23 protein-coding genes and 1 tRNA gene are annotated in these 18,142 nt (G+C 59.9%); 10 read left to right on the top strand and 14 right to left on the bottom strand.

Going from position 1 to position 18,142, the window contains the following annotated elements; translation table 11 throughout:
* Window positions 1-8: 8 nt before the first annotated feature.
* Window positions 9-85, bottom strand: a tRNA-Arg gene (locus J2Y90_RS22605).
* A 275-nt stretch (window positions 86-360) separates the two neighbouring features.
* Here J2Y90_RS22605 and folD point away from each other — a divergent pair.
* Both folD and pbpG read left to right on the top strand, forming a co-directional pair.
* The gene (folD, locus tag J2Y90_RS22610) at window positions 361-1,215 is read left to right on the top strand and encodes a bifunctional methylenetetrahydrofolate dehydrogenase/methenyltetrahydrofolate cyclohydrolase FolD (RefSeq protein WP_253503477.1); all 855 of its coding nucleotides are present in this window, start codon (window positions 361-363) and stop codon (window positions 1,213-1,215) included.
* 229 nt (window positions 1,216-1,444) lie between these two features.
* Window positions 1,445-2,383 (top strand): D-alanyl-D-alanine endopeptidase, encoded by a 939-nt coding sequence (gene pbpG / locus J2Y90_RS22615; RefSeq protein ID WP_253503480.1) that lies wholly within the window; start codon window positions 1,445-1,447, stop codon window positions 2,381-2,383.
* Window positions 2,384-2,440: 57 nt separating this feature from the next.
* Here pbpG and J2Y90_RS22620 read toward each other — a convergent pair whose 3' ends face one another.
* The 3 genes from J2Y90_RS22620 to J2Y90_RS22630 form a co-directional block, all read right to left on the bottom strand.
* Window positions 2,441-2,647: a hypothetical protein gene (locus J2Y90_RS22620; protein ID WP_253503482.1), complete on the bottom strand. Its 207-nt coding sequence runs from the start codon at window positions 2,645-2,647 to the stop codon at window positions 2,441-2,443.
* A 12-nt stretch (window positions 2,648-2,659) separates the two neighbouring features.
* Window positions 2,660-2,866: a DUF6021 family protein gene (locus J2Y90_RS22625; protein ID WP_253503484.1), complete on the bottom strand. Its 207-nt coding sequence runs from the start codon at window positions 2,864-2,866 to the stop codon at window positions 2,660-2,662.
* Window positions 2,867-2,956: 90 nt separating this feature from the next.
* On the bottom strand, window positions 2,957-3,628 hold the full coding sequence (locus tag J2Y90_RS22630) for a peptidase C39 family protein (RefSeq protein ID WP_253503486.1): 672 nt from the start codon (window positions 3,626-3,628) through the stop codon (window positions 2,957-2,959).
* 234 nt (window positions 3,629-3,862) lie between these two features.
* On the opposite strand from J2Y90_RS22630, the gene J2Y90_RS22635 reads away from it, so the two are divergent.
* Window positions 3,863-4,030 carry a hypothetical protein gene (locus J2Y90_RS22635; protein WP_253503488.1) on the top strand — a complete coding sequence of 56 codons (168 nt, stop codon included), beginning with the start codon at window positions 3,863-3,865 and terminating at the stop codon, window positions 4,028-4,030.
* Window positions 4,031-4,275: 245 nt separating this feature from the next.
* On the opposite strand, the gene J2Y90_RS22640 is transcribed toward J2Y90_RS22635, so the two are convergent.
* Window positions 4,276-5,025 carry a TerC family protein gene (locus J2Y90_RS22640; RefSeq protein ID WP_203418679.1) on the bottom strand — a complete coding sequence of 250 codons (750 nt, stop codon included), beginning with the start codon at window positions 5,023-5,025 and terminating at the stop codon, window positions 4,276-4,278.
* 29 nt (window positions 5,026-5,054) lie between these two features.
* On the bottom strand, window positions 5,055-5,297 hold the full coding sequence (locus J2Y90_RS22645; RefSeq protein WP_042609160.1) for a hypothetical protein: 243 nt from the start codon (window positions 5,295-5,297) through the stop codon (window positions 5,055-5,057).
* Between the two features lie 133 nt (window positions 5,298-5,430).
* Here J2Y90_RS22645 and nhaR point away from each other — a divergent pair, with 133 nt between their 5' ends.
* Window positions 5,431-6,330 (top strand): transcriptional activator NhaR, encoded by a 900-nt coding sequence (nhaR, locus tag J2Y90_RS22650; RefSeq protein WP_016775345.1) that lies wholly within the window; start codon window positions 5,431-5,433, stop codon window positions 6,328-6,330.
* Here nhaR and J2Y90_RS22655 read toward each other — a convergent pair.
* Window positions 6,325-7,482, bottom strand: coding sequence for an MFS transporter (locus J2Y90_RS22655; protein WP_253503490.1), 1,158 nt, complete (start codon window positions 7,480-7,482; stop codon window positions 6,325-6,327). The genes nhaR and J2Y90_RS22655 overlap by 6 nt on opposite strands.
* Before the next feature lie 307 nt (window positions 7,483-7,789).
* Between J2Y90_RS22655 and sstT the strand changes: the two genes are divergently transcribed.
* Window positions 7,790-9,022, top strand: a complete 1,233-nt coding sequence (gene sstT, locus J2Y90_RS22660; RefSeq protein WP_253503492.1) for a serine/threonine transporter SstT — start codon at window positions 7,790-7,792, stop codon at window positions 9,020-9,022.
* A gap of 237 nt (window positions 9,023-9,259) precedes the next feature.
* Here sstT and J2Y90_RS22665 read toward each other — a convergent pair whose 3' ends face one another.
* On the bottom strand, window positions 9,260-9,769 hold the full coding sequence (locus tag J2Y90_RS22665; protein WP_253503494.1) for a DUF1993 domain-containing protein: 510 nt from the start codon (window positions 9,767-9,769) through the stop codon (window positions 9,260-9,262).
* Window positions 9,770-9,894: 125 nt separating this feature from the next.
* Between J2Y90_RS22665 and J2Y90_RS22670 the strand changes: the two genes are divergently transcribed.
* Entirely contained in the window at window positions 9,895-10,539 is a 645-nt protein-coding gene (locus J2Y90_RS22670) for a YceH family protein (protein WP_253503496.1), read from the top strand.
* A 129-nt stretch (window positions 10,540-10,668) separates the two neighbouring features.
* Here the strand turns inward: J2Y90_RS22670 and J2Y90_RS22675 are convergent, their stop codons facing one another.
* Together J2Y90_RS22675 and J2Y90_RS22680 are read right to left on the bottom strand one after the other, a co-directional pair.
* Window positions 10,669-11,187: a cupin domain-containing protein gene (locus tag J2Y90_RS22675; RefSeq protein ID WP_253505303.1), complete on the bottom strand. Its 519-nt coding sequence runs from the start codon at window positions 11,185-11,187 to the stop codon at window positions 10,669-10,671.
* A 188-nt stretch (window positions 11,188-11,375) separates the two neighbouring features.
* Window positions 11,376-12,194 (bottom strand): shikimate 5-dehydrogenase, encoded by an 819-nt coding sequence (locus J2Y90_RS22680; RefSeq protein ID WP_253503499.1) that lies wholly within the window; start codon window positions 12,192-12,194, stop codon window positions 11,376-11,378.
* Between the two features lie 243 nt (window positions 12,195-12,437).
* Here J2Y90_RS22680 and J2Y90_RS22685 point away from each other — a divergent pair, with 243 nt between their 5' ends.
* The 3 genes from J2Y90_RS22685 to J2Y90_RS22695 all read left to right on the top strand — a co-directional run bounded on the left by J2Y90_RS22685 (window position 12,438) and on the right by J2Y90_RS22695 (window position 13,529).
* Complete coding sequence (locus J2Y90_RS22685) at window positions 12,438-12,818, top strand: hypothetical protein (protein ID WP_024013471.1); 381 nt, start codon at window positions 12,438-12,440, stop codon at window positions 12,816-12,818.
* A gap of 230 nt (window positions 12,819-13,048) precedes the next feature.
* Window positions 13,049-13,243 carry a hypothetical protein gene (locus tag J2Y90_RS22690; protein ID WP_016770691.1) on the top strand — a complete coding sequence of 65 codons (195 nt, stop codon included), beginning with the start codon at window positions 13,049-13,051 and terminating at the stop codon, window positions 13,241-13,243.
* Window positions 13,244-13,346: 103 nt separating this feature from the next.
* Window positions 13,347-13,529: a hypothetical protein gene (locus J2Y90_RS22695; RefSeq protein WP_253503502.1), complete on the top strand. Its 183-nt coding sequence runs from the start codon at window positions 13,347-13,349 to the stop codon at window positions 13,527-13,529.
* On the opposite strand, the gene J2Y90_RS22700 is transcribed toward J2Y90_RS22695, so the two are convergent.
* Window positions 13,526-14,587: an AI-2E family transporter gene (locus J2Y90_RS22700; protein WP_253503504.1), complete on the bottom strand. Its 1,062-nt coding sequence runs from the start codon at window positions 14,585-14,587 to the stop codon at window positions 13,526-13,528. The two genes, J2Y90_RS22695 and J2Y90_RS22700, sit on opposite strands and share 4 nt — an antisense overlap.
* 381 nt (window positions 14,588-14,968) lie before the next feature.
* Window positions 14,969-15,835 (bottom strand): LysR family transcriptional regulator, encoded by an 867-nt coding sequence (locus J2Y90_RS22705; protein ID WP_253503506.1) that lies wholly within the window; start codon window positions 15,833-15,835, stop codon window positions 14,969-14,971.
* A gap of 101 nt (window positions 15,836-15,936) precedes the next feature.
* On the opposite strand from J2Y90_RS22705, the gene J2Y90_RS22710 reads away from it, so the two are divergent.
* Window positions 15,937-16,839: a DMT family transporter gene (locus J2Y90_RS22710; RefSeq protein ID WP_253503509.1), complete on the top strand. Its 903-nt coding sequence runs from the start codon at window positions 15,937-15,939 to the stop codon at window positions 16,837-16,839.
* Window positions 16,840-16,970: 131 nt separating this feature from the next.
* Here J2Y90_RS22710 and J2Y90_RS26785 read toward each other — a convergent pair whose 3' ends face one another.
* Together J2Y90_RS26785 and J2Y90_RS22720 are read right to left on the bottom strand one after the other, a co-directional pair.
* Window positions 16,971-17,120, bottom strand: coding sequence for a hypothetical protein (locus J2Y90_RS26785; protein ID WP_429461630.1), 150 nt, complete (start codon window positions 17,118-17,120; stop codon window positions 16,971-16,973).
* A gap of 172 nt (window positions 17,121-17,292) precedes the next feature.
* Window positions 17,293-18,006 carry a FadR/GntR family transcriptional regulator gene (locus J2Y90_RS22720; protein ID WP_253503513.1) on the bottom strand — a complete coding sequence of 238 codons (714 nt, stop codon included), beginning with the start codon at window positions 18,004-18,006 and terminating at the stop codon, window positions 17,293-17,295.
* Window positions 18,007-18,142 lie beyond the last annotated feature (136 nt).

Consider the following 18,142-nt stretch of genomic DNA (forward strand, 5'->3'; position numbering starts at 1 on the left):
CTGCCTAATGGCGCACCCGGCAGGACTCGAACCTGCGACCATCCGCTTAGAAGGCGGATGCTCTATCCAGCTGAGCTACGGGCGCCTTGTTAATCTGTACTCTTAAAGGACTACAAACTAAGTGCTTTCCAGTGTCGCAGAACCTTGATTCCGCTTCACCTTCTTAACCAGTGCTAGGCTGTGCCCGACAAGTGCGACGAATAGTATAGAGGGCTCCAAAGGTCGTCAAATCCTTTTTGAAAAAAATTCATTTAATTAAAGGAGTTAGCGGAATTTGCTGACCAAGCGCCTTTGCCCTCACCGCTCGACATGCGAGAATGCGTTCTCATTTTTTCCCCTCTCGATGGTTAATCACGCGCAATGACTGCACAACTAATCGACGGCAAATCGATCGCCGCCAGCCTGCGCCAGCAGATCGCCCAACGAGTTGCCGAGCGTCGCCAGCAAGGCCTGCGCACCCCCGGCCTCGCGGTGATCCTGGTCGGCAGCGATCCTGCCTCTCAGGTTTATGTCTCGCACAAGCGTAAAGACTGTGAAGAGGTTGGCTTCCTCTCTCAAGCCTACGACCTGCCCTCCGACACCACTCAGGACGCCCTGACCGATCTGATCGATCGCCTCAATGACGACCCGGCCATCGACGGCATTCTGCTGCAGCTGCCTCTGCCCGAACACCTCGACGCATCCAGATTGCTGGAACGCATCCGCCCGGACAAAGACGTCGACGGCTTCCACCCATACAACGTCGGTCGCCTGGCCCAGCGCATCCCACTGCTGCGTCCGTGCACGCCGAAAGGCATCATGACCCTGCTGGAAAGCACTGGCGCTGATCTTTACGGGATGGACGCTGTGGTCGTCGGCGCCTCCAATATCGTCGGTCGCCCGATGGCCATGGAACTGCTGCTGGCCGGCTGCACCGTCACCGTGACCCACCGCTTCACCAAGGACCTGGCCGGTCACGTCGGCCGCGCTGATCTGGTGGTCGTTGCCGCCGGCAAGCCGGGCCTTGTCAAGGGCGAGTGGATCAAGGAAGGCGCGATCGTGATCGACGTCGGCATCAACCGTCAGGACGACGGCAAGCTGGTCGGTGACGTCGTCTACGAAACCGCCCTGCCACGCGCCGGCTGGATCACTCCGGTACCGGGCGGCGTCGGCCCGATGACCCGCGCGTGCCTGCTGGAAAACACCCTGTACGCGGCAGAAACCCTGCACGTCTGACCGGTTTTTTCCGCGGCACCGGAACCCCGCCCTGTGCGGGGTTTTTCATGCCTGAGAAAAAACTCGAACCGTTCGCCGGAAACTGCTCTTTTTACAGGCCTTTTCACGAGATTTTCAGGTCTCTCAAACAACCATCGACAGATCTTCAGCCATACTCCTAGAATGCGCCGGTTTAAGAAATAACCCGTTACAAACTAACGGAATATCCAACCCTTATGAGTTCGCCCGCGTGAAAATTCGTCTCTCGATTCTGAGCCTGTTTTTTGCTGTCACAGGCACATTCATCACGCCAACGATCAACGCTGCGGAAACCACCGCTGTCCCACGTGACGCTTCGACCTTGAAGATCGCCTCCGGCAGCGCCCTGCTCATGGATATGCAGACCAATAAAGTCATTTACTCCAGCAACCCTGACGTGATCGTGCCGATCGCCTCTGTCAGCAAGCTGATGACTGGCCTGGTGGTGGTTGAAGCTCGACAGAACATGGACGAATGGATCGATGTCGATATCAGGAATACCCCGGAAATGAAGGGTGTGTTCTCCCGGGTCAAACTCAAGAGTGAACTGCCGCGCCGCGAGATGCTGCTGATCGCCTTGATGTCTTCGGAAAACCGCGCTGCCGCCAGCCTTGCGCATCACTACCCGGGCGGCTATGCAGCTTTTATTGCGGCGATGAACGCCAAGGCCAAAGCACTGGGCATGACCAGCACCCACTTCGTGGAACCGACCGGGCTGTCGGAGCGTAACGTTTCCACCGCCCGCGACCTGAGCAAATTGCTGGTGGCCGCGCACAAGCAACCGCTTCTCGTGCAACTGACCACCACCAAGGAAAAGACCGTGGCGTTCCGCAAGCCCAACTACACCTTGGGCTTTCGCAATACCGATCATCTGGTCAACAAGGCCGATTGGGACATCAAGATCACCAAGACTGGCTTCACCAACCCGGCCGGCCATTGCCTGGTGCTGGTGACGAAGATGAGCAACCGCCCGGTCGCCCTGGTGATTCTCGATGCGTTTGGCAAGTACACACATTTTGCCGATGCCAGTCGCATCCGCAGCTGGGTGGAAACCGGGCGCAGCGCCAATGTTCCTGCGGTGGCGCAGCAATACAAGGCCGACAAAAATCTCAAGAGTCGTCAGAGCGGCGTGGTCGAAGCGGCTAAGTAGATCCAGCGAGCATGAAAAAGCCCCGAATCTTCGGGGCTTTTTTCGTCTTCGGCTTCTTCAGTCGTTGGGCAGCGGCATCTTGTCGTCATCGGGGATGCCATCGCCTGAGCTCGGCTCTGGCGAAACGTCCGGCGTCAGCACGTTGGGCCGCGCCAGCGGGTCGCGCAGCGGACTGTCCGGATCCAGTAAAGGATCAACCTCCGGCTCCGGAGTGGTCGGCACGCTCTCAGGTTTTTGGTCATCGAAGCTTGAATCGGTACTCATACGCACCTCACATCAAGGTTTCAGATCGCCCAACGGATCGTAGGGCTTGGCCGGTTTCTTCGGATCATCACCAGAGTCGTCATCCAGCGGCGCCTTTGCCGGACCGACAGGATCGACTTGCGGATCGTCGAGGTCCGGCGAATCCGGATCGAATCCCAGATCATCGCCCGAGGAGTGTTCGGACGAATGCGGGCCTTTCGGGGTTGAGGAATCTGCCATGTTGCCTCCTTGATTCACCCGCGAAGCACGGGTACTGATCTTCAGAGGCCTGCCGGGCGCAGTCGTGCCCGGCAGATGACGAACGGAACCTTACTGCGCCGCCAGAGCTTTTCTCGCTTGCGCCGCGGCGTTTTCTTCACCGGCCTGCGCCAGTTCATCGGCGGCTTTCAACCAACGGGGGCGGTCGACGGAGGCCGGAATCTGCGACGGTTTCTGGATGAGGATTGCCCAGCCACCGGCCTTTTCGAACGCTGATTCAAAGCTGCCGAAGTCCATCAACTGCCGACGATTCATGCCGGCGCGCAGCAGGACCTTCTGTTTATTGCGGTCGTAGCCGGAGAGGATCGCGTAACGCGGCTCGGCCCAGAATGCCGAACCCTCGCTGAAACGCACCATCACCGGATAACCTGCCGCAACCTGAGTCAACAAGGCGGGCAGCTTGCTGTCGAGCGGATAGACCACCAGGCCATAGTCGCGAGCGAGGTTCTGCATGTTTTGCTGCAGCTTGTCTTCAGCGCCTGGCAAGTGCAGCGGCTTTTCCAAAAGTCCTGGAGTAATCACGATGCCTTGTTGCGACAGCAGACTGGCCAGCACCTGTGGCCCGCTCTGATTGGCTTCACCTCGATAAAAAGTGCCGCTGAGCTCAACCCGCTCCGGCAAGCGTTTGACTTGCGGCGCCACATCGCCTGCACACCCAGCCATCGCCACCACGCAAACACCGACCAGCAGCGCCCCACGCACTCGAGAAAATACTTGCACCATCGTCACTCTCTTCCAGACGCCGGTCATCGTGTTCCGGCAACGCCAGCGATCATAGAGCCGCACCTGCTTGCGGTATAGCCTTAAACCGCAGACCCGGCGATTGCATAGAGCAAACTGATTGGTCACTAACGACCTTTGGTCAATAGCTTGAAACACCCCATTGACTAGACTGTCACTGAAATAGAGCGAATTGCGAAAAGCGAGCGCCCGACGCAGGGCGAAGAGGAGGCACCAATGAGCCTGACCATGACCATTGTGATGTTGATAGCCGGCTGGCTGGCCGTGGCGACTGCCATGTTGTGGGGCGTATTGCGGATTTCGCGGCGGCATCATCATCCGATGCAGACGCCACCGGTTGAGAAGACAGAGAAGCATTCCGTACGGCACGTTGCTGCGCACTGAAGATCAAGAGCCCCTCACCCTGGCCCTCTCCCGGAGGGAGAGGGAACTGATCGAGTGGTTTGTCCGGAGTCTGTTGACCCGAAAGCCCGAGTCGAACACAAATTCAGAATAGCCCCCCAATCGGCTCCCTCTCCCTTGGGAGAGGGCTGGGGTGAGGGGCTGGTTCTCAAACACACCGCCAACATCAACGCGAAAAAAAACCGCCTGGACTCAACAAGCCCAGGCGGTTTTTTTGTTGTCAGCGATTACGCCTGCTGAGCAACCTTCTTCTGCTTCGCCCGGCGCGACATCATGTTCAACACCTCGATACCGGCCGAGAACGCCATGGCCGCATACACATAACCCTTCGGTACATGGGCGCCAAAGCCTTCGGCGATCAGCGTCATGCCGATCATGATCAGGAAGCCCAGCGCCAGCATGACCACGGTCGGGTTGTCGTTGATGAACTTGGCCAGCGGATCAGCCGCGAGCAGCATCACCAGTACCGACACCACCACCGCGATGATCATGATCGGCAAGTGTTCGGTCATGCCGACAGCGGTAATGATGCTGTCGATCGAGAACACCATGTCGAGCATGAGGATCTGACCGATAGCCGCGGCAAAACCGAGGGTCACGGTCGAAGTCGCGGTCTTCGGATCTTCCGGCGCCGGGTCCATGCTGTGATGGATCTCGGTTGTGGCTTTCCACACCAGGAACAGACCACCGGCGATGAGGATCATGTCCTTCCAGGAGAACGCCTGGCCGAGGATTTCGATCACCGGCTCGGTCAACTGAACGATGAAGGCGATGGTGCTCAACAGGGCCAGACGAAGAATCAGGGCCATGCCGATACCGATACGACGCGCCTTCTGCCGATGCTGTTCGGGCAGTTTGTTGGTCAGGATCGAGATAAAGATCAGGTTATCGATGCCGAGCACGATTTCCATCACCACCAATGTGGCCAAAGCAACCCAAGCGGTCGGGCTGGCGGCGAGTTCTAACAGATATTCCATGGGTCAGTCCTGACTCTGTGTAAGACGGTTCAGATGGTCTTGGAGGAAGATTCGGATTCTTCCGCTTGTTTTTCCGGTGTTTCTTTTTTCTGGATCAAGCCGCCGGTGGCATCGCTGAGCGCTTGCTCGGCGGCCTTGTGGGTGTCGTCGATCGCTTGCTTGGCGGTCTCAGCCGCCGCGCCCATCAATTGCTGCGCGCTTTTTTCGGCCTGATCGCAACCGGCCAGAACCAGTAAAGACGCAAACATCAATGCGGGAAATGTGTATTTCATAAGGTTTCCTTCGAATGAGCAGACAGGCGCACACACCGGCCGTCGATGGCTGGGCATTCTAGGCAGGTGAACACTTCAGGAAAATTCGTATTTTTAGCGGCTATACTTCGGTTTTCACGAAGCGGCGATCGATATGCTCAATTACCGACAACTGCATTACTTCTGGGTCGTGGCCAAGACCGGCAGCATCGTCCGCGCTTGCGAGCAGTTGAACCTGACGCCGCAGACCATCAGCGGACAGATATCCCTGCTGGAACAAACCTATGGCGTGGAACTGTTTCGCCGGGTTGGCCGACAGCTGGAGCTCACCGAAGCCGGGCGCCAGGCCCTGCCCTACGCCGAGCAAATGTTTCAGTTGGGCGGCGAGCTGGAGCTGATGCTGCGCGCGCAACCGAACGAGCAGCAGATCCTGTTCCGTGTCGGGGTGGCCGATGTGGTGCCGAAATCCATCGTCTACCGCCTGATCGCACCGACCATGGAGCTGAGCGAGCCGCTGCGCATCACCTGTCGCGAAGACAAACTCGAACGCCTGCTCGCTGATCTGGCGATCCAGCGTCTGGACCTGGTGATTTCCGACAGCCCGATGCCCTCGCATCTGGACATCAAGGGCTACAGCCAGAAGCTCGGTGAATGCGGCATCAGCTTTTTCGCCACCGCCGAACTCGCCGCACAGTATGGCCAGGACTTTCCGCGCAGCCTGCACGGCGCGCCGCTGTTGATTCCCGGGGCGGAAACCGTTGTGCGCAGCCGCTTGCAGCGCTGGTTCGCTGAACAGCAGATCCAGCCGCAGATTGTCGGCGAGTTCGATGACAGTGCTTTGATGCAGGCCTTCGGCCAATCCGGCAGCGGGATCTTTATCGGCCCGAGCGTGATTGCCGAGGAAGTGAAGCGCCAATATGGCGTCGAGCTGATCGGCCAGACCGATGCGGTGAGCGAGTCGTTCTACGCCATTTCGGTGGAGCGCAAGGTCAAGCACCCTGGCATCGTTGCGATTACCGAAGGTGCCCGACGCGAGCTGTTTACCGGATTATGAAGCGCAGGCTTCACGCGGCTTCAGTGTCATCAGCACCATGGCGAGGAACACCGACAGCAGGATGAAGCCGGCAGCGGCGAAGCCGAGAAAGCCCAGACCGGCGCTGTCGATCACGCGGCCGCCGACCATCGCGCCCAGACCGATGCCGAGGTTGGCCCCGGCGATGTTCAGCGACGCAGCAAAGGCCGGCGCTTCTGGCGCGGCTTTCATCAAGCGCACATGGCTGACCAGGAACAACGCGGCCTGGGTTACGCCCCAGATGCCCATCGCCACTGCCAGGCCGACGGGCGAATGAATGTTCGGCACCAGCGAGACCATGCCGGCGATCATGAAGGCGCAGAACAACACCGACGCCCCCAGCGGATGCCGATCCACCGCACGCCCACCGAGCGAGTTGCCGATCAGGCCGACTGCGCCGAAGGCCATCAGGCACCAACCGACCACAGTACCGTTGAAACCGGCGAGGCGTTCGAGGATGTCGGCGAGGTAGGTGTAAGCGGTGAACATGCCGCTGAACATCAGGATCGACAGGACGATATGGCCGATCATCAGCGGGCTGCGCAGGATCTTGAATTGCGAACGGAAGCTGACCTGATGCTGGTGAAGACTGGTCTTCGGCAGATAGACAAACAGCAGCAAGGCTTTGGCAAAGGCGATCAACGCCAGAATGCCAAACGCGCTGCGCCAGCCGAACGCGTCGGAAATCAACGTGCCGACCGGTATGCCGAACACCGTGGCGCAGACAATACCGAAGCCGATCTTGGCAATCGCCCGACCAGCGAAATCCGGACCGACGATGTCCACCGCCGTCTCGCTGGCCAAGGCCCAGAACACCGGCAAACCCAGCGCCGGGATCAAGCGGGCGATGGCCATCACCCAGATGTTCGGCGCCAGCGCAGCCACAGTGTTGGCCAGGCCGAACATGATCAGAATGCTGATAAACAGTTTGCGACGTTCGAAACGGGCGAAATACGCGGTCAGGAACGGGCCGAACAGCGCCACGGTAAAGGCGAACAAGGTCACCAGCAGCCCGGCTTGCGGGATGGTGACTTCGAGGTCTCGGGCAATTGCCGGCAACAGGCCGACAATGACGAATTCCGTGGTCAGCACCGTGAATCCCGCGGCAGACAACAGAAGAATAGGCAACAGCATGCGCAACTCCAGCAAAACGACGACACCAGCGTTGACCCGAGGGCCCGCTGGCAGAACTTGAAAATGAGGATGGCGAATCTTAGCAGAGTGTGTCCGCACTGAGTTGCCCAAAACTGCCGATCTGCCCGCTCGATCCGGTGGCAGATCGTCACAGGCCTGAAGGTTGGCGCCTACGCTGTGATAAAGTCCGCGCCCTGAAAATCGCACAGCTGTTCAACGTGCCGTTTGGCGGCGTTGATGTCACTTCGACAGGCGTTTCGTGACTGCCCACGACGCTTCGCACCCTATAAAAAACAGAGATGCCGTTATGACCGCTTCGTCCCCTTCTCTTTTGCAACGCCTGAAAAACCTCAGTCTGGTCAGCCAGATCGTCATCGGCCTGATCGCCGGCATCGCCCTGGCCCTGTTCGCCCCGGAAGCGGCGAAGTCCACCGCGTTCATCGGCAAGGTGTTCGTCTCGGCGTTGAAAGCCGTGGCGCCGATTCTGGTGTTCGTGCTGGTGATGGCTTCGATCGCCAACCACAAGCATGGCCAGGAAACCCACATCCGTCCGATCCTGTTCCTCTACCTGCTGGGCACTTTCGCCGCAGCGGTGGTGGCCGTGGTTGCCAGCATGAGCTTTCCGTCGAATCTGGTGCTGTCGACGGAAAACGTTGCGGTCACCGCGCCCGGCGGCATCACCGAGGTCCTGCAAAGCCTGCTGCTGAGCGTTGTCGACAACCCGGTCAGCGCGCTGATGAATGCCAACTTCATCGGCATTCTCGCCTGGGCGATCGGCATGGGCATCGCCATTCGCCACGCCGGCGATACCACCCGCGAAGTGCTCGATGATCTGTCCAACGGCGTGACCCTGATCGTGCGCGTGGTGATCCGCTTCGCGCCGCTGGGCATCTTCGGCCTGGTAGCGTCGACGCTGGCCACTTCCGGTTTCGGCGCGCTGCTCGGCTATGCGCACCTGCTGGCGGTGCTGCTGGGCTGCATGCTGTTCGTTGCGCTGGTGATGAACCCGCTGATCGTGTTCTGGAAGCTGCGCCGCAACCCGTACCCGCTTACCCTGATGTGCCTGCGCGAAAGCGGCATCACCGCGTTCTTCACCCGCAGCTCGGCGGCGAACATTCCGGTCAACCTGGAATTGAGCAAGCGCCTGGGCTTGCATGAAGACACCTACTCGGTATCGATTCCGCTCGGCGCCACCATCAACATGGCCGGGGCGGCGATCACCATTACCGTGCTGACCCTCGCGGCCGTGCACACCTTGGGCATCGCCGTGGACATCCCGACCGCGATCCTGCTCAGCGTCGTCGCAGCGATCTGCGCCTGCGGCGCTTCGGGTGTGGCCGGTGGTTCGCTGCTGCTGATTCCATTGGCGTGCAGCCTGTTCGGCATCCCGAGCGAGATCGCCATGCAGGTGGTAGCGGTGGGCTTCATTATTGGCGTGCTGCAGGATTCGGCGGAGACCGCGCTCAACTCGTCGACCGATGTGCTGTTTACCGCGGCGGCTTGCCTGGGCGAGGAAGAGAAGGCTCAGCGTACGGCGTAATTTCTCGCGCAACGAAAAGCCCGCCTTGGTGTGAACCTTGGCGGGCTTTTTTGTCGCTGGGAATCCCCCCTCACCCCAGCCCTCTCCCCCAAGGGGGCGAGGGGGAAAGGGAGCCGATCTGTGTCGTTTTCATACCTGAGTTCGGCTTGATAGCTCACGTCAGCGTATTTCGGGCAAACACCACGGTCAGTCCCCTCTCCCTCCGGGAGAGGGTTAGGGTGAGGGGCTTTTGCAGGCTTAGAACGCGCCCATGTAATCGCGCTTGCCCACTTCAACGCCGTTATGACGCAGCAGCGCATAGGTGGTGGTGACGTGGAAGAAGAACTGCGGCAAGCCGTAAGTCAGCAGATACGCCTGACCACTGAAGCGCTTCTCTTTCGGCGTGCCCGGGCGGGTCACGATTTCGATGCCTTCCTTGCCGTCGATCTGCTCTGGCTTGATCTCGCCGATGAAGGCCAGAACCTTGGCAATCAGCGCTTGCAGCTCGGCGAAAGTGGTTTCAGTGTCGTCGTACTTCGGCAGTTCGACTTCGGCCAGACGCGCCGACACGCCTTTGGCGAAATCCACAGCGATCTGCACCTGACGCACCAGCGGGAACATGTCCGGGTACAGACGCGCTTGCAGGAAGGCGCTCTGGTCGATGTTTTTCGCGCTGGCGTGGGCTTCAGCCTTCTTCAGCACATCGCTCAGGGCGTTGAGCATTTGTTGAAAAACCGGGACGGATGCGGCGTACAGTGAAATGGTCATGGCAGTCTCATGTGATGGCTGGGTAATACGTGGTGGCGATTATAGCCATGCTTGATGAGCACACGGCTTGCCTTTTGTTTGGCAAGGATTAGGCTAGGCGGCTTCGACTGCAGAGGGAACGCGCGATGAGCAACGAACAAGAATCCACCTCCGAACAGCCTCGGCTCAATGCCACGGAAATCCGCATTCTCGGTGCGCTGATCGAAAAACAGGCCACCAGCCCGGAAACCTATCCGCTGACCCTCAACGCACTGGTGCTGGCCTGCAATCAGAAAACCAGCCGCGAACCGGTGATGAACCTCAATCAGGGCCAGGTCGGGCAGAGCCTGCGGGCGCTGGAAGGTCGAGGTTTCACCCGGCTGGTCATGGGCAGCCGTGCCGACCGCTGGGAGCACAAGGTCGACAAGGCGCTGGAGCTGGTGCCGGCACAGGTGATTCTCACGGGTTTGATGTTTCTGCGCGGCCCGCAGACCGTCAACGAACTGCTGACCCGCAGCGGGCGCATGCATGAGTTCGAAGATACCGAGCAGGTCGTGCATCAGCTTGAACGCCTGATCGCGCGTGGGCTGGCGGTACTGATTCCGCGTCAGGCCGGGCAGCGCGAGGATCGCTATACCCATGCGCTGGGCGACCCGGCGGATATCGAGGCGATATTGACGGCGCGGCACAATCCTGGAGAGCGTTCCAGCGGTGGCGTCTCGCTGGAGCGTATCGAAGAACTCGAGGCCCGCATCGCGGCGCTGGAAGAACGCCTGGCCCGCCTCGAATAACCAACACAGGGCCATTGTGGGAGCGAGCCTGCTCGCGAAAGCGTAGTGTCAGTCACCACTGATCTTGAATGACCCGCCGCCTTCGCGAGCAGGCTCGCTCCCACAGGGTACATCTGCAAGTTTCAGATTTTATTCCCCATCCCAATAATCCACACCCTCCGCCTGCCGCGCGACGGCAACAAATCCCGACGCATTACCCTCGGCATCCATCGCGAAATTATCCATCACCGCATATTTATTCGAATCCGGATACTCGCAAATCTCCGGCTGCTGCTGGGTGCTGATCGCCAGATAACGCAATTCGCCCGCGCTGGTATTGATGATCTGATGGGCGTTCTCCGGCCCGCCCGGTGGACAGGCGATCACATCACCGGCGCGGATCGGAAAACGCTCGGCCCCCAACCGCACCTCGCCCGCCCCGGCCACCACGTAGAACATTTCCTCATTGACCCGATGGCTGTGGAATGGGCTGCCGCGCATGCCCGGCGGCAGCGCATAAAGGCGATAGCCGAGTTTCTGCGCACCCAGTTGCTGGCCGATCCGCGCAAATTGCTGCTGATAACGCCCGGCGGTTTCGCCTTGGGGGGCGAGCGCTTCGGGCAGGGATTGAAGTTCGACCTCGTTGAGGTTGAGGATGGGCGGATGCATGGGCGGCCTCGGTTGTGGTTTTTGTGGTGGGCACATCTGTGCGTGCTGGCGAGAATTATAGAGAGTGATCCAGAACCGCAGCGCGGCCTTCGCGAGCAGGCTCGCTCCCACATTCAATCGCATTCCAGCGCAACCTGTGGGAGCGAGCCTGCTCGCGAAGAGGCCCGTTCAGCCACTACAAAAATCATTCAGCTACGGGCAAATTCCACCGCCGCCGCAAATTGCGCCTCATTCGGCCGCACCCCGGTGTACAGCACGAACTGCTCCAGCGCCTGAATCGCAATCACCTCAAGCCCGGTGATCACTCGCTTGCCTTCGGCCCGCGCCCGCACGATCAGCGGCGTCTCCGAAGGAATCGCCACCACGTCGAATACGGTATCCGCCGCTTTGATCACCTCAGGCTCGAACGCCAGTTGCCCCGCCTCAGGCCCGCCGTCCATGCCCACCGGCGTAACATTGATCACCATCTGCGGGCGCTCGTCGCCGAGTTCGGCCTGCCAGCGATAACCCAGGGAATCAGCCAAGGCACGCCCGGCCCGCTCGTTGCGGGCGACGATCAAACCGTTCCTGTAGCCGCCATCGCGCAAGGCACTCGCCACCGCTTTAGCCATGCCGCCGCTGCCGCGCAGGGCGAACGTCGAATCTTTCGGCACCGCGTGGCTTTCCAGCAACTGCTCGACGGCGATGTAATCGGTGTTATAGGCCTTGAGATGGCCGTTGGTGTTGACAATCGTATTGATTGACTGGATCGCCGCTGCCGACGCATCCAGTTCATCGACCAGGGCAATGCAGGCTTCCTTGAACGGCATCGACACGCCGCAGCCGCGAATGCCCAGTGCACGGATGCCGCCGACCGCGCCGGTCAGGTCCTGGCTGCTGAACGCCTTGTAATAGAAATTAAGGCCCAACTGTTCATACAAATGGTTGTGGAAACGCAGACCGAAATTCCCCGGCCGCCCGGACAGGGACATGCACAATTGGGTGTCTTTGTTCGGGTTCATCTGCATGAAACTTCTCCTTCAAACGCACTTTCGGATGGACGGGATTGGCCAGCCCACCGGGTTCTGAATCATCATTGCGGCTTGTTCGAGGCGCCGCGCTGTCGAGTAAAAAAGCCGCTACAGACCTTACACAAAATTTACCCAGCGGCTGTGCTGAATTTCGCAAATCTGCTGTCTTAGCTGTATCCCCGCGACAACTGTGGGCCTGGTTCAGGCCCAGCCGCCGGGTCGAAGAACCGAGGACTTATCATGATTCGTAAACTTCCCATCATGGCTTTGTTGATTGGCGCACTCGCCGTCACCGGCCAGGCTGAAGCGGGTGGTGGCCATGGCTGGCAGGGCCCTGCAGTGTTTGGCGCGATCGTCGGCTCGGCCATCATCGGCTCGGCACTGATCAACCAGGATCGGCCGGTGTACGTGCAGCAACAGCCGGTTTATGTTCAGCCGCAACCGGTCTACGTGCAGCAACCGCCGCCACCGGTCTACTACCAACCGGCGCCGGTGTATGTGCAGCAACCGGTTTACGTGCAGCCGGCCCCTGTTTACTACGGCCCGCCTCGCGGTTACTACGGTCGGCCCCATGGCTACTATGGCGGCCCGCATGGTTACTACGGCGGTCCACGCTGGTAAGCGCAACACAGAGCCCCGCTTTCGAGCGGGGCTTTTTTATGACCGCTGGTCGGCGAAGGTCCGAAAAAATCTCGCCGAGGTCGCTGTGAGGACAGTTCGAGCAGCTAAAGTCGGCATGATGGAATCGACCGTTGGGCTTTTTTTCATCAAACGGTCACCGCTTTGTCATGACGGAACCGCAATCTGAATCCGTCCGTAAACAACAGATCGATAACAACAAGGACGACTGTATGCCCACACAAAATCCGCACCGCATCGTCGGTTTGTGCACCTCGAGCAAAGTGTACAGCGCGCTCACCGAGCTCAAGCATCTGGAAGGCCATCGCTGCGCCAAGCTGCTGTCCCTGCTCGCCGAAAACCTCGTGCACAAGGGCCTGCTCAATGAACGCGAAGTCATGCACATGCTCGATCAGGTGGTCGAGTGACGCCAGACCTCACTGGCATCAATGACCACTATCGAAAGCGTTGATTGTCCGCAGCGCCGGCAAATCCCTAAGGTAGCCCCATCAGTTTGATGGAGGTTTTCCCATGGCTCAGGTTCAAATCATGTCGGTGATCGGCAGCGCAGTTCCCGCTTCGCTGCGCGCGTCGGGCTTGCTCGCCTGCTGGTATCTGGTGCGCGATGGCGAACCGATCAGCGGCCCGCTCACCTCTTTGCCAGCGGCGCAGGCCCTGTCGCAACAAGTGGCCAGCGCCGCGTTTCATGCCTAAGGCAATTGCACCTTGGGTTTGGTTTCGACGAACAGCGCCCAGCTCGACAGGAATAGCGCGGCAATCAGCGGCCCGATCACGAAGCCGTTGAGGCCGAATACCGCGAGGCCACCGAGGGTCGACACCAGAATCAGGTAGTCGGGCATTTTCGTGTCCTTGCCCACCAGAATCGGGCGCAGCACATTGTCGACCAGGCCGATCACGAACACCCCGAACAAGCCCAGCACCACGCCCTGCCAGATCATGCCGCTGAGCAGGAAATACACCGCCACCGGCGCCCAGACAATTCCCGCGCCCACCGCCGGCAACAGCGATAGAAACGCCATCAGCACCGCCCAGAGCAATGCGCTGGGTATATCGAGAAACCAGAAAATTGCCCCGCCCAGCGCACCTTGGGTCACCGCCACGACCACGTTGCCCTTGACCGTCGCGCGCACCACGCGGTTGAACTTCAGTTGCAGGCGGCGCTTGTGGTTTTCCTCCAGCGGCACCGCGGTGCGGATCTTGCGCGCCAGCTCGGGGCCGTCACGCAGAAAGAAAAACAGCAGATACAGCATGATGAAAAAGCTCACCACGAATTCGAACGTGCCCTGGCCGAAACTGAACGCCTGAGTCGCCAGTACCTGGCTGCCCTGCATCGCCGCTTTGACGATCTTCTCGCGCAAGCTGTCGAGTTCGCCCACACCGAAACGATCGAGCAGGTTCTGGAAATACGGCGGCAGGCTGTGTTTGAACTGCGCCAGATACGCGGCGATATCGAGCTCACCGCTTTCGATGTTCTTGTAGACCGTCGCGCCTTCCTGCACCAGCAGAATGCTGACGATGATCACTGGCAGAATCGCGATCACCAGACACAGGCTCAAGGTGCACAGCGAGGTCACGTTGCGTGGCCAGCCGAATTTCAGCTGCACCCTGCGCTGCACCGGCGCAAACAGAATGCCGAGGATGACAGCCCAGAACACCGCGCCGTAAAACGGCAGCAGAATCCAGATAAAAGCTACCGTGACCAGCACCAGCAGCACCGTCAGGGATTTGAATTGCAGACTCTTTTCGTTCATATCCGGTCCATGTCAGTCAGGCGTCACGCACGCCCGCCCCACTTAGTCAGCCGCCGCGCGCGCGAGTGCCATGTTTATTCATGGAGCATAGATGCAGATCGATAAACCCTCGCGACAGCTGCCCTTCGAGTTGGCACCAGATGGAGTTGCGCTTTGCGTTGCCTGATGCGGGATTTGGTGCATACCTGAAAAGCCCCTCACCCTAGCCCTCTCCCGGAGGGAGAGGGGACTGACCGAGGTGTCTGGCGCCATACATCGACCTGAAATATCGAGTCGATTATGGATTCACTAAAGCGCTTTCAGGTCGGCGTAACTCAATACAAATATCCCTCGGTCGGCCCCCTCTCCCTCCGGGAGAGGGCTGGGGTGAGGGCCGCTTTGCTAGTGGGCAAACTCCTCCCGCAACATCCCCACAAACGCCTCCCGCGCCGGGTGCACTCCGGCGTTTTCATGCCAGTAAAACAAATTCTCTATCGCCGTCAGTTCGGTAAATTCATGACCCACGCATCCCGCGCCTTTCGCGTATTGCTCGAACACGCCCTTGGGCACCAGCGCCACTCCGGCGCCGGCACTGACGCAGCCGACAATCGCCCCGTAACTGGCCAGGCTGACAATCGGCAGCGCCTGCCCCTGGCGCAGCAACCAATGCTCGAGCGCAGCACGGTAAGGACAACCCTGCGGCCACATGAACACGGTTTTGTCTTGCAAATCGCCTATGTCACGCACCGGCCCGAATGACGTCGAGGCGATCAGCAGCAATTCCTCACGATACATCGGCGTACGTTTGAGCTGAGCACGTTCGACATCCACCGCCACAATCGCGCCATCGAGTCGATGGCTGACGGTGTCGTCGAGCAACTGGCTCCAGGTTCCCGTGGTGAGTTCCAGCGCCACTTGCGGATAGCGCTTGTGGAATTTTGCCAACAGGCGCGGCAAGCGCCCGGTCGCCGAGGACTCGATGGCGCCGATACGCAGCGGTCCGGATGGTTCGGCGGCGGGGTCGAGCGCGCGTTTGGCTTCGACGGTCAGGGCCAGAATCTTTTCCGCGTAGACGAGAAAGGTCTGCCCCGCCGGGCTGATGCGCAACCCGCGCCCCTCGCGCAAGAACAGCGCCACGCCCAACTCGGCCTCCAGCGCTTTGATCCGCGCAGTGATGTTCGAAGGCACGCAGAACAAAAGTTCAGCGGCCCGGGCAATGCTGCCGACCTCGGCCACGGTCTTGAACATGCGGATTTGCGCCAGCTCCATAATCATCACTCTGAGTGAACAGTCAGCGCAGTATAAGTCAGTTGTGGCGAATGATGGGGCGCCAGGATACTCGGCGCATCCACTGCTTTGGTGCCTCGATCATGTACTCGACTTCTGCCTGCAAAATTATCCTCGCCATGGTGTTCGTCATTGGATGCTGGGGCTACTCGCCCACTGGTATTCATGTCGGCTTGCAAGCGTATGAGCCCGGCCATCTGGCTCTGCTGCGCTTTCTGCTGGCGTCGCTGTTGATGGCGCTGATTGCGCTTTTCAAGGGCATTCGCCTGCCACAAACGCGCGATGTGCCGTTGTTGTTTGCCTTGGGCTTCTTTGCCGTCAGCCTGCATCACGTCGCCTTGAACATTGGCCAGCAAGGCATCAGCGCCGGCGCTTCCAGTGTGCTGGCGCAATCGAGCCCGTTGTTCAGCACACTGCTGGCGCGGTTTGTGTTCAAGGACCGCGTCAGCATCTGGCGTTGGGGTTGTGTGTTGCTTGGATTTGTCGGCGTGGTAACCGTGGTCAGTGGCGATAGAGGCCTGGGCGCTATCGATGCGCATGGCTTGCTGATCCTGCTCGCAGCGCTTTCCTGGAGCATATATTTCGCCGTGCAAAAACATCATGCGCGACGCTACGACGGCTTCAGCCTGGGATGCTACGCGGTATGGTCGGGGACGTTGCTGTTGCTGATTTATCTGCCGGGGCTGGCTGATGCCGTAATGGAAGCGCCGGCGCATGCACAGTGGGCGGTGCTGATGTTGGGCGTGTTTCCCAGCGCACTGGCTTATCTGGCCTGGGGTTTCGTGCTCAAGCATGTAGATTTGAGCCGGGCGACGATGACCTTGTATCTGATACCGCCGACGGCCATGGGAATTGCGTCGTGGGGGTTGGGGGAACGGCCGACGGTGATGGTGCTGATGGGTGCGGTGGTGGTGCTGATCAGTGTACTGGCGTTGAATCTGGAGCGTGGGATTGGGACAGTTCGGGCAGGTGAGACCAAGGCGTAAATCTGCGGTGAAGCCGATGCCGTCTTCGCGAGCAGGCTCGCTCCCACAGTGGATGTCTGTACCACACAGATTCCCTGTGGGAGCGAGCCTGCTCGCGAAGAGGCCGGCACACGCAACAAAAAACCCAGACCTCAGCGCATATCATCCGACAACGGCGTCGGCTCATCCGCCGGGGGCACATCCTCGTCATCCGGCGGATCCTTCCAGTCATCCGGCCGGTCGCCATCGCTCAATGGGTCGCGCCCCGGCTGCATGCCCGGCGGTACGTCATGGTCGCTCAATGTCGGCTCGTCGCTGCCGGATACGGGGCGGGTGTGGTCGGTGGGCGCCATGCCACCGGGAACAAGCGAGTCATCAGCCATGCTGCACCTCACAGTACTGGCCCGGATTATCCGGGGCGTAATGTTTGGAAGCGCGGCCGCCGACGGCGTGCGAAACATCGGACCAGTGGCATCAACCCTGAGCGATAAAGCGATCACGACTGTTGGTCAGGTGCAGCCACATGGCGGCGCGGGCGGCATCGGCGTCCTGGCGTTTGATCGCATTCAGAATCGCCTCGTGTTCCAGATTCGCCAAATGTCCAAGCTTGCTCAGATCCGCCGCGCCGCGCTCGGCGGCATTCAGCCGATTGCGCGGGATCATCGCGCTGCCCAGGTGCTGCATGATCTCGCTGAAGCAGGCGTTGCCGGTAGCCTCGGCGATCAATAGATGAAAACGCCGATCAGCCTCCACGCAACTGTCGTTGTTGGCCAGCAGCCGTTGATAGTCGTCCAGCGCCTGACGCATCTGCTGTAACTGCTGCTCACTGCGGCGCTGCGCCGCCAGCGCCGCGGCTTGCGTTTCCAGACCCATGCGCAATTCGAGAATGCTGCGCACGCCAAGCGCCGTGTCGACATTCAGGCGCAGGCCCTGCTCCGCCGCGCGTTCGATCACGAAGGTGCCGATGCCGTGGCGCGTCTCGACCAGGCCCGAGGCCTGCAATTTGGAAATCGCCTCGCGCACCACCGTGCGGCTGACGCCGTGCTCCTGGACGATGGAGTTCTCCGACGGCAGTTTGTCACCGGGCGACATGTGTCCGAGCAAGATGCTCTGGGTGAGTTTTTCCACCAGGTCATGAGCGAGGTTGTGCGTGCGTTTGCGCGCAGGCGCGTCGAGGTCTTCTTGCATGGTCGGTTCCGGTGATCGGGGCTTGCCGATCGTAGCACTGCGGGATGACGGTTGAGATTGATTTTAGCGGTTGGCGGACTACCAACTTGTATGACAACACTCAGATATTTCACATCTCTTTGGCAGCCTGTCTACG

It is taken from the genome of Pseudomonas koreensis, assembly GCF_024169245.1.
Classification (GTDB): Bacteria; Pseudomonadota; Gammaproteobacteria; order Pseudomonadales; family Pseudomonadaceae; genus Aquipseudomonas; species Aquipseudomonas koreensis_F.

Coding starts and splice junctions, on each gene's coding strand:
- sstT (WP_253503492.1), top strand. CDS start 7,790: ATGACCGCTTCGTCCCCTTCTCTTTTGCAACGCCTGAAAAACCTCAGT.
- J2Y90_RS22620 (WP_253503482.1), bottom strand. CDS start 2,647: ATGAGTACCGATTCAAGCTTCGATGACCAAAAACCTGAGAGCGTGCCG.
- J2Y90_RS22640 (WP_203418679.1), bottom strand. CDS start 5,025: ATGGAATATCTGTTAGAACTCGCCGCCAGCCCGACCGCTTGGGTTGCT.
- J2Y90_RS22720 (WP_253503513.1), bottom strand. CDS start 18,006: ATGCAAGAAGACCTCGACGCGCCTGCGCGCAAACGCACGCACAACCTC.
- folD (WP_253503477.1), top strand. CDS start 361: ATGACTGCACAACTAATCGACGGCAAATCGATCGCCGCCAGCCTGCGC.
- J2Y90_RS22675 (WP_253505303.1), bottom strand. CDS start 11,187: ATGCATCCGCCCATCCTCAACCTCAACGAGGTCGAACTTCAATCCCTG.
- J2Y90_RS22700 (WP_253503504.1), bottom strand. CDS start 14,587: ATGAACGAAAAGAGTCTGCAATTCAAATCCCTGACGGTGCTGCTGGTG.
- J2Y90_RS22690 (WP_016770691.1), top strand. CDS start 13,049: ATGCCCACACAAAATCCGCACCGCATCGTCGGTTTGTGCACCTCGAGC.
- nhaR (WP_016775345.1), top strand. CDS start 5,431: ATGCTCAATTACCGACAACTGCATTACTTCTGGGTCGTGGCCAAGACC.
- J2Y90_RS22705 (WP_253503506.1), bottom strand. CDS start 15,835: ATGGAGCTGGCGCAAATCCGCATGTTCAAGACCGTGGCCGAGGTCGGC.
- J2Y90_RS22635 (WP_253503488.1), top strand. CDS start 3,863: ATGAGCCTGACCATGACCATTGTGATGTTGATAGCCGGCTGGCTGGCC.
- J2Y90_RS22630 (WP_253503486.1), bottom strand. CDS start 3,628: ATGGTGCAAGTATTTTCTCGAGTGCGTGGGGCGCTGCTGGTCGGTGTT.
- J2Y90_RS22710 (WP_253503509.1), top strand. CDS start 15,937: ATGTACTCGACTTCTGCCTGCAAAATTATCCTCGCCATGGTGTTCGTC.
- J2Y90_RS22670 (WP_253503496.1), top strand. CDS start 9,895: ATGAGCAACGAACAAGAATCCACCTCCGAACAGCCTCGGCTCAATGCC.
- J2Y90_RS22665 (WP_253503494.1), bottom strand. CDS start 9,769: ATGACCATTTCACTGTACGCCGCATCCGTCCCGGTTTTTCAACAAATG.
- J2Y90_RS22685 (WP_024013471.1), top strand. CDS start 12,438: ATGATTCGTAAACTTCCCATCATGGCTTTGTTGATTGGCGCACTCGCC.
- J2Y90_RS22695 (WP_253503502.1), top strand. CDS start 13,347: ATGGCTCAGGTTCAAATCATGTCGGTGATCGGCAGCGCAGTTCCCGCT.
- J2Y90_RS22680 (WP_253503499.1), bottom strand. CDS start 12,194: ATGCAGATGAACCCGAACAAAGACACCCAATTGTGCATGTCCCTGTCC.
- J2Y90_RS22625 (WP_253503484.1), bottom strand. CDS start 2,866: ATGGCAGATTCCTCAACCCCGAAAGGCCCGCATTCGTCCGAACACTCC.
- J2Y90_RS22655 (WP_253503490.1), bottom strand. CDS start 7,482: ATGCTGTTGCCTATTCTTCTGTTGTCTGCCGCGGGATTCACGGTGCTG.
- J2Y90_RS22645 (WP_042609160.1), bottom strand. CDS start 5,297: ATGAAATACACATTTCCCGCATTGATGTTTGCGTCTTTACTGGTTCTG.